A 12,364-nucleotide genomic window follows, 5' to 3' on the forward strand; every position below is an offset into this window, starting at 1 on the left:
GGGAACGAATCCCGGGGCCTTCTGCTTAAAATGAACTTACTCTTGCCGATACTGGGCCTTTCCTGACTCGTAAAGGTTATTGCCATGCTTATCAATGACCACCATCACCGGGAAATCCTTGACCTCCAGCCTGCGGATGGCTTCCGGTCCCAGTTCCGGATAAGCGATAACCTCTGCTGAAATAATCCGCTTCGCCAACAGCGCTCCGGAACCTCCGATGGCTCCGAAATAAACCGCGCCATGCTTCTTCATGGCACTGATCACTTCTTCAGAGCGCAATCCTTTGCCAATCATGCCGGTCAGCCCCCGTTCAATCAGCATAGGGGAATAAGCATCCATCCGGCCACTGGTGGTGGGGCCCGCTGAGCCGATAACCTGACCCGGTTTAGGCGGGGTGGGACCCACAAAGTAGATCACCTGATTGTGTACATCAAAGGGAAGCTCCTCCCCCCGGGATAAAGCCTCCACCATCTTTTTATGGGCGGCGTCACGGCCGGTATAGATCACGCCGCTAAGCAGCAGACTATCCCCCGCTTTGAGATGAGCCACTTTGTCCTGGGTCAGGGGAAGTTCCAGACGAAATGTTTCACTCATTTTCATTCCTCCCCTTCTTGTCTGCCCTTTAAGACAACTTCTTGATGGCGGGCTGCATGACATTGGATATTTACCGCAACGGGCAGGGAGGCAATATGGGTGGGATAAACTTCCAAATGAACGCCGAGAGCAGTATTCGTACCCCCAAACCCTTGAGGGCCGATTCCCAGCTTGTTCACCCTTTTCAGTATCTCTTGCTCGATATCCGCCAGACGTTTTTCTGCATTGGGTTCCCCCACTTGGCGCAGGAGGGACTTTTTCGCCAGATAAGTGGCTTTCTCCATGCTTCCGCCTACACCTACGCCTACGATAATGGGAGGGCAGGGATTTCCCCCGGCCTTCTCCACCGTATCCACCACAAATTGTATAGCTCCCTCCAAGCCTTCCGATGGCTTACACATTTTCAGAGCACCCATGTTCTCACTGCCTGCTCCTTTGGGGGCAACGGTAATCTTCAATTGATCTCCGGGCACGATGTCATAATGGATAATCGCCGGTGTGTTGTCCCCGGTATTCACCCGGTCAAAGGGATCCTTCACCATCGATTTACGCAGGTATCCCTTTTCATACCCGCGCCGAACGCCCTCATTCAAAGCATCCTTTAAAGCTCCGCCGGTGATCATAACCTCCTGCCCCAACTCCACAAAGATCACCGTCATGCCCGTATCCTGGCACATGGGAACCCGCTCCTCATGAGCAATGGTGGCGTTTTCGATTAACCTCTCAAATACTTCACAGCCCAAGGGAGATTCTTCAGTTTGCAAAGCCTCCCTGAACTTCAGCATCATATCGTCACCGAGATCATAATTGGCTCCGATACAAAGCTCTTCCACTGCCTCAACAATCTGATCCACATGGATAACCTTTGGCACTTCTTTAGCAGCCTCCTTTCACAACTCCCCTTACTTCTCTTACCCCTCTAATCCTCTTCTTCCCCGAGCTCCTCAAACCCATAGATCGCACATCCAATCGCTCCATTGAACTGGGGCTCCCGAGGGACGACGACTTCCTTAGCAGTCCCCTCCCGCAAAAGCTCCCGGACGGCTTTATTATGAGCCACTCCTCCGGTAAACACGATGATATCACTGGTATAGGAACGAAGAAGTGGGAGGATACGTTTAACGATGGTCTCATTAACTCCCGCCGCCAGGCGGGGCATAGGCTCTCCCTCCACAATCTTGCCGATTAATTCACTTTCACCGAAGACTGCACAGGTAGAATTCAATTCCACCGGATCGGCGGCATGCTCGCCAAGCTCCTCAAGGGTCATGCCCAGGACATTGGCCATGTTCTCAAGATATCTCCCTGAGGATGCCGCACATTTATCATTCGTCTGAAAATCCACCATCCGGCCCTTCTTTACAGCGATGATCTTACTATCCTGGCCGCCCAGATCCACCAAAGTAAAATCCTTCAGCCCTGTCTGGAAGATTGCCCCTCTGACATGAGCCTTCAATTCCGGTATGGTTTCTCCGCCGGCCACCTCCAAGGTGTTGCGTCCGTAACCTGTTGAAACCAAACAATCCACCTCAGGAAGGCCCAAGGCCTTAAAATCAACGGCCAGCTTCCCCTGAACCTTGCGGCCATATTCCCGATAAAAGCCAATGGTATCCAGCCGTTCCAGGCGCTTAAGCTGCGGCGGCAGCCCTTCTGATGAACTTTCCATCACCGCAATCTTGACACTCCGGCTTCCCAGATCTATTCCACATACTATTGTCATTCACTTACTCCTAAATTATATAACAGTTTTTACCATCAGAGAAGAATCAATCGCGGAGCATCTGCAAAAAGGATTCCAGCCTCATTTTGCTCCGAGCATCCAAACCTGTAGGATTCTCACCTTCAAGATTGAGAATCGGATAATCCAAGCGTCTGCGGACAATCAAGTCTTCAATCTGGCGATAGCAGAAGCTCTGAGTATAATGGATCAGCCCATCCAGTTGCCGCCGTTCCGCTTCCTGCGCCACATCCTCAATCCGTCCAAAGACATTATACGGATAAGTATAAAGCTGATATTGCTCCACGATATCTTCGGTGGCAAAGGGCATGCTGAATTGCCTTTGCACTTCATTAAAGACCACCCGTGCCCCATGCTCCTCCAGGAAATTATAAAGATCCGGCATAATCGGCGGCACTCCCATGAACCCAAGCCGGAGTTCTCTTTTTTTACGGCCTTTGAATTGAAGGTTAAGCGGCTCCCGTTCTCTGGCCTCGGCAATGAAGCCTTCCAGATCCCGGGCAAATCCCTCCGGATCTCCATTGAAATCTGAGCAGGAAACCAGGTGGAGATGATTTTCAAAACCCCTGACCTGATTCTCTTGCCAAGTCAGGCGATCGATCTCCCAGGCCAGCTGACGTACCTGATCCAAACGGACCTTTTGCTCCCGCACCTGATCCCAGGTGGTCCCCAGAGCCGTGATCAGCTTCTCCAATTGGAGTCTGAGCATATCTCCATCCCGATCATAGGGAAAGGCAAAAGGAATAATCTCGATTCCCTCTTCCGACCAAGTCTCCATCAAGGCATGGGTGTTGCTGCAATCCCCCTGGGTTACCGCCACGATCTTCTTGATTTCCGGGCTTTTAAGAGCCGTCGCATACAAGCCCTTAATCCAGCCGCACACATTCCGTGGGTACCCGGCCAGCTCCGCCTCCTCAATCCTCAGCATCGCTTCCCTGGTATCCGAGATAAAAATATTATTCAAATCCACCGGTGTATCCCCGGCTGCATAAATTACTTCGACCGGTACTGTCGTAGTCAACCCAATTTTGCTCATTCGCTTCCAAGCCTCTCCACATAACTTCTGTCATCATGCCCTATGTTATTATCTTATAACTATCCGGAAGAAATACCAAGGATTTTGCATTACCTTAGGATTTATAACCTTATGATTTACAGCCTGATGCTTTCAACCCGGCTTTATAGCGCAAAAGCTCCAAAGTCCGATTCATCTCATTATGCACAATCATATACCCTTCATCCACACCCATTCCGGGCTTGGCCAGCATTTGGTCAGGGCGGGTCGCCAACGCTACATGGACGGCAGTCCGGCCACCGGCATCGGTCTCATTGCAGGAACCGCCCACATAAGCACCCACTCCAAACTTCCTGGCATAGAGCACCGCTTCGATAGTATTCTGAATCCCACCCAGATCCGGAGTTTTAATCTGAACCATATCCGCCGCTTGGGCATCTACGAATTCTACAATTTCTTCATAGGTGTTGCACCATTCATCGGCAACCACCTCGACCTTAACTTCCGCCTCCTTAAGGGCTTCACGCAGCCTCTTAAGCTGCTTCAGCTGTCCTTCCTTATTTCCTGCATCCATAGGGCCTTCAATGCGCAAAGGAAAGGGTTCCGCCGCTTTTTCCAGATCCCCGAAATACTCCACCATGCGCTCCACATCATCCGCAAAAGCCATCCCGATGGTTCCATAAACATCAATATGCAGGATAGGCCAGTAAGCTTCATCACCCAGACGAATCACCCGCTCCCTCAGCAAATTCACGTACTCCAGCAGCAGCTCGCCATGCTTGCCCAGCTTAGTCTCCACATTATTGATGAGAGCATGGGGCAGCACTCCGGCCCGTTTGATTATGGCCTTGTCTGCATTGGCATACCGCTCATCCCCGGTCTGTGTGAATATGGGCACCGGCTCCAGCACCAAAGGCAGCTGATACTCCCCGAGGATCACTTCCGTCATGGTCAGCTTTTTGGCTTTAGCCACCCCATCCAGAATGGCCTGGCTCACCCCATAGCGAATGGCTGTATGATAGGGTTCCCCAGTGGGCCGCCGGGAATGCTCGATACTGTCTGCCAGCTTCCGGAAAGAATCCAGTTCCTTCCCCACCAGCTTAGGGCGGAGCTCTTCCATAATCATCGGGATAAAATCATGGGCCAAAAAAAGAGGATCACGCCCCCCAGCCCCTGAATACTGAACCGCTGCACAATCTCCAAAAGCTACCTGCCCATCCTCCAGGATGAGCATCACCGAAATCGACTCCCCACGTTGACGAACAGCACGAAATCCAGGGGTCACAGGAGCCCCCGTATAGGCAAACCCATCGTGACCCGCCCCGGCTTTGATCGCCTGCTGATCATCAAAGTAAAACCCTGTTAAGCCCGGCGAAGCGATCATATCAACAATCTTCACAGATAAGACCTCCTCTGTCTGATTAGCTGCGCGGCCTCCCCACCAGCATCCCTTTGCCAATGGCATAGATATCATCAATAACCATCTGGAAGGAGGGCTCCCTGCCTTCATCCCTTCCCCGCCGGGCAATCCGCTCCCGGTGAAATTCCTTGATCTCCTCAGAGAAAGGCAGATTCCCAAACTCCAGCACCCGCACAGCTCCCTGGGAATCCCGCGCCGGCAGAATCCTCCCCCCATTATAGCGGCTGGGGGCAAAAGGCACATCGATAACCCCCGCCTGGAAGGCACGGACCGCTCCCACAGCCATATCCCCTTCTCCTAAATCAAGGGTTCTATCCAGGAGCGCCCGGGTCTCTTCCCCGATCATCTTTTCCTCTAAGGCCAACTCCTCAGTCATCGGCAAGCTCTGGTCCTTCAGCATGTTCAGGATCTGCTTCGTCGTACGGATTCCCGCCGCATTAGCTTCCTTGGTGGGGATGCCCAAGGCTTCATGAGGAGATTTGACAATAACCTTCGTGGCTTTCCCTAAAGCTGCAGCTGCCGCTCCCCAGGAGATGACACCGTAAGCCTTGGCCTCGTCCTGAGGGAAACCTCCCATCCATTGATGAAAGACCGTAGTAATATCAAAATCAGTATAGCCCAGCTTGTTAAGATATTCAGCAGCCAATAAGGGCAAAGTCCGGATTGCCGCCACATCCTGCAGGAGATTACCGCACTGACCGTAGCCCAGGGTCAGACTCCGTACTCCCTGAGCAACTGCTAAGATACCTTCGATCACTGCCACCCCATGGGATACTGAAGGAGGCACAAGAGTACCGGTCAAAGGACCAAAAGGCTCCCGATTAATACTGACACCCTTTTCCTCATACATGCCAACCAGGCGGTCCACATACTGCCAATATTTTATAGACTTCTCGATGGAAACATCTTTAGCATAAGGAATATTGTAGGAGATACCTCCCCCTTCGTAAGCGGTGAACCCTCCCGCCAAAGTAATCTCCGCCAAAAGCCGGGCATCCGGAGTGCCATGCCGAACCTGAACCGGCACCTTGAGGTGTTCAATCAACCGGCGGCAGGCTGACACCCCATGATTAACTGCCGGGAAACCATTGAGCATGGAACGCCCCACCAGGCGGCTCTCATCAATTCCGGTCTGAGCCTCCCCATAGCGGTTCTGCCGGGTGTAAGAATCGATGGTGGTCGGGAGGAAATCCGCCTCCCCTTCCTCTTCTAAAAAGCGCAAGAGCTCCAAATGCTCATTGAGAAGAGCGACTCCGGCCCGGGGCTGGGCAAAGGTGATTCCCCTGGCTTTACCCTCTGCCAGCTTATAGCTAAAGTTCTTGCTTCTGGGCAGGTTTTTATGATAAGCCACCGCTTCCTCGAAATCCACGTCCCTCCCAGTGGCCCATTGGTTCAATACCTCTTGACGCTGGCGGGCGAACTCTTCCGGCTCCATCATCCGATTCGTTAGATCCACTGATCTGACCTCCTCTGTCTTTAGAGCTTTACACAATACTTCTTCAGCAAACGCAGGGCAACAAGGGGATTAACCTCCCGCAACAGTCCCATGGAGGCCAAAATATAATCTTGATCCAAATAGAAATCCGGGTTTTGAGGCTTAAGAAAAGTAGGTTCTGCGGCATTGAAAAGGGCGCCGCGCAAAACTGCCAAGGGTTCCCCATGATGCAGAAGGACTCCGCCGGTTCCCACTACCACCGGTAATTGAGTTAAATCCTTGCCTTGCTGGACATAGCTGACACCAAAAGGAGCATAGACTACCTGGAGGGTTCCTACATGGCGCTTCATAGACAGCTCTACAGCCATCCTGCCCATAGCCGTATCAAAAGAGGCTTCCCGTTCATTCTGGGGAACCCGCCAAGGATCAGCCTGAACAAAGCCCAACTGTTCCTGTATCTCCTCGTCCCGCCAGCCCAAAACCTGATGCAAGCGTTTGCCTGAGGCAGCGACCAGAGCTTCCGCGCTATAGCGCATCCCCAGATCCCCTTCCACCGTGCGCTTAGCATAGGGCTCCGGCAGCCCCTTCAGCATCACTCCCGGCTTGCTGGGCTCCCCGGCGGCAATGGAATGAATATCCGTCGTGGCCCCTCCCACGTCAATGATCAAAAGCTCACCCAAGCCTTTTTCATCACCATAGCCCTGAGACAATAGTTCCGCGGCAGAAAGAACAGCCGCCGGAGTGGGCATCATCACCCGTTCAATAAAGGTCTCCGCCTTGTCCAGTCCCTTGGCCCGGACAATCTGATTCAGAAAAATTCCCCGGATAGCATCCCGTGCCGACTCTACTTCCAGCACATTAAGCTCCGGCATGACATTTCCCGCCACCACTACCGGATCGTGCTTACAACGCACTATCTCCGCCGCCTGGGAAGAAACAACCTTATTTCCCGCTACCACCACAGGCAGCGAGAAAGGCAGCTCCAGGAGCTTTTCCGCGTTCTTTAAGAGAATCTCTTTATTGCCCCCATCCGTGCCTCCTGCTAAGAGAAGGATATCCGGCTGAGCTTGGGCTATTCTTTCAATATCTTCAGAAGTCAATTCATAGCTAAAAACTTCCAGCACCCGGGCGCCTGCTCCCAGGGCAGCCCGGCGGGCGGCTTCAGCAGTCAATTCCTTGACCAGTCCGCTGGCCATCATCCTCAATCCCCCAGCGGCACTGCTGCAGGCCAGCTTCCGGGCAAAATTCCAGCCCCCCGGAGGTTGGGGAATCTGAGCTAAGGCATGGTTGAGCCCCTCCATAATATTGCTTGCAATGGTTGTCCCCGCGGCCGCCGTCCCGATAATCTCTTCCCGCTCCAGGTCCACGATGGTTACTTTGGTGTAGGTGCTGCCAAAATCGATGAGAAGGATTTCCTGCACCATTCATCCCTCCTATAGCTCCAAGTCCTTGCGCAGATCTTCAATAGCTGCCTCAGGCATGGTTCCGGGAGGATAAACCCGATTGAATCCCATCGCTAAAAAGCGCTTTTCAACCTCACTGAATTCCTGCTTCCCTACGACGAGATTCCCTCCCACATAGAGCAGAATATCTCCGATACCTGACTCCTGGCACTTTTCCCGGAGTCCCCGGCAATCCAATTCGCCATGTCCATAAAGGGAAGACACCATAATCACCGAGGCAGCCGTCTCTATAGCCGCCCGGATAAACTCCTCCTGAGAGGCCAGGACCCCTATATTGATCACCTTAAACCCTGCTTGAGTAAACGCATAATCCAGGATCCGGTTCCCTACCGCATGGACATCCGCTCCAATAACCCCCAGCACCAAGGTTTTCCCTTCCACTTACCATCCCTCCTCCGGATAGCTCATCGGTCTATCGATTCCAGTTCACCTGGTTTACATCGTGAATCTGATCGGGAAGCAAAGTATTCCCTACCCGCTCAAACAACACCGGGTCCCCGCTTACAAAAAAGCGGTGATGGCCGGGGGCCTTATGGGTCTCTTGCCCACTTTCCCGGTTATACTCCAACTGTTTGAGAACTTCCTTCAACTCCTCCGTCATGGCCTGAGCCGGATCCACTAAAATTATTTCTTCCCCGAGGATTTCCTGGATGACGGGTGCCAGGAAAGGGTAATGGGTACACCCGAGAATCAACGCATCAACCTGAGCCTCCTGAATAGGAGCCAGATAAGTACGGGCGATTCCTCTGGCCTCCGGTGAATGGGAAAGCCCCGCTTCCACCAAGGGGACGAAAAGAGGGCAAGCCTGGGCCTTCACCAATTCAATGGCATGCCCGCCCCGCCGCTTGCTTAATATCCGCCTCACCGCGGAGGAATAGGCTTTGCTGCGCACCGTGGCTTCTGTGGCAATCAGCCCGATGTTCCCTGTTGCCGTTGCCTGAATCGCCGCCTTCGCCCCTGGTTCAATCGTTCCAATCAAAGGTAAATTGAATTGTTCCCTCAACACCGGCACCGCATTGGCTGAACTGGTATTGCAGGCCACCACTATAGCCTCGGCTCCCTGCTCAATTAAAAACGAGATAATTTCTTCTCCGAAATGAATCAGTTCTTCCCTACTCCGATTCCCATAAGGCACACGAGCCGTATCTCCGAAGTAAATGATCTGAACATCCGGAAGCTGGGTCACTATCTCTTTCATGACCGTCAAACCGCCCACTCCCGAATCAAACATCCCAATTACATGCTGAGCCAATTTAATTCCTCCCCTTGGTCCCGCTTCAGTTACCAGCTGAACTTCCATTTATATGCTACTCTCTTTTCATCCAAAAAACCACAGAACAAAGAAAACTTTAGTCAAACAAAAAACGAGGAATAGCTCCTCGCTTTCACTTCATTTATGCAATTAACCTGACGAATTCTTCGACTAAGTCGGGATGGAATTGCTTGCCGCCCTCATGCTGCAAAATCCTTCTGGCCTGTTCCTCCGACATGGCACTGCGATAAGGGCGATCCGATGTCATAGCATCATAAGCATCGGCGATGGAAACAATTTGAGCCAGAAAAGGGATCTGTCTGCCGCCTATGCCTGCCGGATATCCGCAGCCATCAAACCGTTCATGATGATTGAGGATAATTTCAGCCACACGCAGCCAGTCAAGATTCTTCCCGGCATTATCTAAGATCATCTCAGCACCCCAAAGAGGATGGCATTGAATCACCTTAAATTCCTCCTGGGTTAAGGAAGCCGGCTTCCCGAGAATTTCATCGGGAACTTTAATCTTACCTAAATCATGAAGGGGGGCGGCAATACTTAATACTGCTAATTCATCGGCTGCCAGAGCGATGTTTTTACCGAGGAATATCGCATACTCAGCAGATTTACTGCAATGGCTGCAGGTTAAAGGATCCTTCTTCTCAATCCATTCAATATACTTGATGATGTCCCAGCTTGTCATGCTGATTTCCTCCGTATGTCCCATGATGCTTTTAAGTGAATGGGTTGGTTTCATCCAAAGCTACATGAGTCGGAGTATTCGACACCTCGTCATAAAAAACCTTTATGAGGGACTTAAAATTAACTTTTTCTTTATATTTCGAACGGCTTCCAGCTCTACGGGATAGGTCTTATCCGTTCTCTCCACCCGGTCAATCAAGTGTTTAAGGCTTTCGAGGATGAGCCGGTGCTCATCAGCTGTATAGCCCGCTAAGACTTCTTCCAGGAAACGATAGCGCTCGTTCATAATCACTTCAACCATCTTTTTCCCTTTAGTAAGCAAATGCATCCTGACAATGCGGCGATCCTTAGAATCACGAATCCTTTCTACCAAGCCATCCCGTTCCAAACGATCGGCCAAATCCGTGGCGGTACTGCAGGCAGTAAACAAATGCTTCCCCAAATCTCCCATTGTCAATGGCCCAAACTCATAAAGAGCCAGCAACGTATTAAATTGAGGATTTGAAATGCCCATCTCCGCCAGAAGGGCTTGCCCCCTGCGATAGATGACGGTATTCGAACGGCGTATGGCCTCCTCAAGTTCTCTACTTAACTCCTCATTAACTTCCATTCCTCTACCCCCTCTAAGTAGAAAATTTTTATAATTTTCAATCTTTTTATTTTTTCTATTCTAGCATAAATTGGAGAAAAAAAACATGCCTTAAGATCTTTTTTATGAAATTTTGCACTTTTACCGCTTATAAAAAATCATGACCTACATAGAATCATCCAGGCCAATAAAAGCCTGGATGATTAAAATAATTTCACTTAACCCTATTCAAAATGAAGAATTTATATTATAATACTTTTCAAACTTAATGATGAGCTTCTTCTTTTTACTCCTATAATGAAACTCAGTTTCATGTATCGAAACACCCGCAAGGCACTAGCTGGCCGATAGCTGAGAAGAGAAAATATTGAGCCCGCTGGGAGAGTCCATTGTATTTGTATTGGTATTTGTATTGGTATTTGTATTTGTATTGGAGGGGAGTGCAGGAGAGACTACGCTGTTGCTGCCTCCCGAGAGATTTCCTCCACCTTTGACCAACCCTTCCCGATAGGATAATCGGGTCACATCAAGGCTGCCCAATTGGGTCAAAGGTTTGCCTTCTACTCTAAAGGTGACCTCCCGAACGGTGGGAAATTGAGTGAGAGTATTCACTAAGCCATACACTGCAACTTCCTGGTTGACATTGCCATGCATTTGCGTGAATTCCCGACTCAGATCAACGATAGCCACTTCATCTTTTATAGCAATATCCAGCAGGGTTGTGGCGGGATCCACTGCCGCCTGGGCCTCGCCCTGAACTGCAGGCCCCATTAGCCATTGAGTTACCGTCTCGCGGGCCAGACTTAAGGTTTTCGGGATATTCCGTTCCTCTTTGATAAGCTGCTTGCCCGTTGAATCAGGAAAATAAAGACTGATCATTTTACCATCCCCAAGATTGCTGGTGGCCGGGACATTCACTTCTTCATTGGCACTGCCAATCCAATCTGCAAAAGAAGAGGGCTCACTGTCTTCTTTCACCAGAGTTTGCAGTGTTCCACACCCGACAAGAAAGGTCGCTATTAAAAGCACTCCTAAGTAAAATAAGTATTTTTTCATGCTTTTTCCTCCTATCCAACTTCATGGATCTCTGTCGCCCTGGATATCGGCTTTTCTATTTAATGCTATGCTTTGTCCGGAGAAATAGTACAGGTCCTCCAGGAAATCCCCATTTTAATTTTTTCACATTGAAAAAGAAGGAATCTTAGAATATTATCAGAATAGTATGAAAAAAGAACTAGTTTTTTCATACCACCGCAGAAAGGAGTGGGACTCTTGAAGTTACGTGCATTACTTGTCGACGATGAATCCCCCGCCCGCAAAGAGCTTCGCTATTTACTCCAAGACTATACGGATCTTCAGGTTATCGGAGAAGCGGCCAACGCCATCGAGGCCTTAGAACTGATCAATAACCTGGAATATTCGGTAGTTTTTCTGGATATTGATATGCCTGGACTTAAAGGAATCGACCTTGCTCGACAACTCAAAGAGAAAGAGAGTTCCCCAGCCATCATCTTTATCACAGCCCATGAAGAATTTGCCGTAGATGCCTTCTGTGTAAACGCCCTGGACTATCTATTAAAGCCCATTAACCCCAAACGCCTTGATCAAGCCATTAAAAAACTTTTCATTCAACATGGTGCCGGCACCCCGCCTGCCTCACCCTCTTTATCCGAACCTGACGAACCCACAACCGCCACCGACACCCCCCTCCCCAAACAACCTCCAGAGAATAGCACCATCCGCCCTCTGGAAGTCATCCCGGTAGAGCAACGGGGCAAAACCATTCTTCTCCGCCCTGAGGAAATTGTTTATATCTATACAGATAAAGACAATGTCTTTGCCAAAACTCAAAAAGAGTCTTACCTCACCCGTTTTACCCTGAGAGAATTGGAAGCCCGCCTGAATCCGAATCTCTTTTTCCGCACCCACCGCTGTTACCTGGTCAATATTAAACGCATGCGCGAGCTCATCCCCTATTTCAACGGCACCTACTCCATCGTGGTGGATGACCATGAGCGCAGCGAAGTCCCCGTCAGCCGTACCCAATCCCGCAAACTCAAAGAAATCCTCGGTCTCTAGTGAAAAAATGGGGACAGGTACCGTTTTTCAATTATGAAAAGCGGTACCTGTCCCCATTTTTCACCCCTGTCCCCTTT

13 protein-coding genes are annotated in these 12,364 nt (G+C 50.5%); 1 reads left to right on the forward strand and 12 read right to left on the reverse strand.

Features of this window, described 5'->3' with window-relative positions:
* Window positions 1-36 precede the first annotated feature (36 nt).
* From DHAF_RS21975 to DHAF_RS22030, 12 genes are all read right to left on the reverse strand, one after another.
* Entirely contained in the window at window positions 37-594 is a 558-nt protein-coding gene (locus DHAF_RS21975) for a Fe-S-containing hydro-lyase (protein WP_015945199.1), read from the reverse strand.
* 2 nt (window positions 595-596) lie between these two features.
* Complete coding sequence (locus DHAF_RS21980) at window positions 597-1,466, reverse strand: fumarate hydratase (RefSeq protein ID WP_005816933.1); 870 nt, start codon at window positions 1,464-1,466, stop codon at window positions 597-599.
* A 47-nt stretch (window positions 1,467-1,513) separates the two neighbouring features.
* Window positions 1,514-2,314 (reverse strand): acyl-CoA dehydratase activase, encoded by an 801-nt coding sequence (locus DHAF_RS21985; protein WP_005816935.1) that lies wholly within the window; start codon window positions 2,312-2,314, stop codon window positions 1,514-1,516.
* A 46-nt stretch (window positions 2,315-2,360) separates the two neighbouring features.
* On the reverse strand, window positions 2,361-3,368 hold the full coding sequence (locus DHAF_RS21990; RefSeq protein ID WP_015945200.1) for a 2-hydroxyacyl-CoA dehydratase family protein: 1,008 nt from the start codon (window positions 3,366-3,368) through the stop codon (window positions 2,361-2,363).
* 109 nt (window positions 3,369-3,477) lie between these two features.
* On the reverse strand, window positions 3,478-4,746 hold the full coding sequence (locus DHAF_RS21995) for a methylaspartate ammonia-lyase (protein WP_015945201.1): 1,269 nt from the start codon (window positions 4,744-4,746) through the stop codon (window positions 3,478-3,480).
* Between the two features lie 22 nt (window positions 4,747-4,768).
* The gene (locus DHAF_RS22000; protein ID WP_015945202.1) at window positions 4,769-6,223 is read right to left on the reverse strand and encodes a methylaspartate mutase subunit E; all 1,455 of its coding nucleotides are present in this window, start codon (window positions 6,221-6,223) and stop codon (window positions 4,769-4,771) included.
* Between the two features lie 20 nt (window positions 6,224-6,243).
* Window positions 6,244-7,626, reverse strand: a complete 1,383-nt coding sequence (gene glmL, locus DHAF_RS22005) for a methylaspartate mutase accessory protein GlmL (RefSeq protein WP_015945203.1) — start codon at window positions 7,624-7,626, stop codon at window positions 6,244-6,246.
* 9 nt (window positions 7,627-7,635) lie between these two features.
* Window positions 7,636-8,046: a methylaspartate mutase subunit S gene (gene glmS / locus DHAF_RS22010; RefSeq protein WP_005816944.1), complete on the reverse strand. Its 411-nt coding sequence runs from the start codon at window positions 8,044-8,046 to the stop codon at window positions 7,636-7,638.
* A gap of 31 nt (window positions 8,047-8,077) precedes the next feature.
* The gene (gene murI / locus DHAF_RS22015; RefSeq protein WP_005816946.1) at window positions 8,078-8,965 is read right to left on the reverse strand and encodes a glutamate racemase; all 888 of its coding nucleotides are present in this window, start codon (window positions 8,963-8,965) and stop codon (window positions 8,078-8,080) included.
* Window positions 8,966-9,059: 94 nt separating this feature from the next.
* The gene (locus DHAF_RS22020) at window positions 9,060-9,620 is read right to left on the reverse strand and encodes an HD-GYP domain-containing protein (protein ID WP_015945204.1); all 561 of its coding nucleotides are present in this window, start codon (window positions 9,618-9,620) and stop codon (window positions 9,060-9,062) included.
* A 102-nt stretch (window positions 9,621-9,722) separates the two neighbouring features.
* Window positions 9,723-10,229 carry a MarR family winged helix-turn-helix transcriptional regulator gene (locus tag DHAF_RS22025; RefSeq protein ID WP_005816949.1) on the reverse strand — a complete coding sequence of 169 codons (507 nt, stop codon included), beginning with the start codon at window positions 10,227-10,229 and terminating at the stop codon, window positions 9,723-9,725.
* Window positions 10,230-10,544: 315 nt separating this feature from the next.
* Window positions 10,545-11,264: a GerMN domain-containing protein gene (locus DHAF_RS22030; protein WP_011460945.1), complete on the reverse strand. Its 720-nt coding sequence runs from the start codon at window positions 11,262-11,264 to the stop codon at window positions 10,545-10,547.
* A gap of 216 nt (window positions 11,265-11,480) precedes the next feature.
* Here DHAF_RS22030 and DHAF_RS22035 point away from each other — a divergent pair, with 216 nt between their 5' ends.
* Window positions 11,481-12,287, forward strand: a complete 807-nt coding sequence (locus tag DHAF_RS22035; protein WP_011460946.1) for a LytR/AlgR family response regulator transcription factor — start codon at window positions 11,481-11,483, stop codon at window positions 12,285-12,287.
* The last annotated feature ends 77 nt before the right edge of the window (window positions 12,288-12,364 follow it).

The sequence above is a fragment of the Desulfitobacterium hafniense DCB-2 genome (genome assembly GCF_000021925.1).
Lineage (GTDB): Bacteria > Bacillota > Desulfitobacteriia > Desulfitobacteriales > Desulfitobacteriaceae > Desulfitobacterium > Desulfitobacterium hafniense.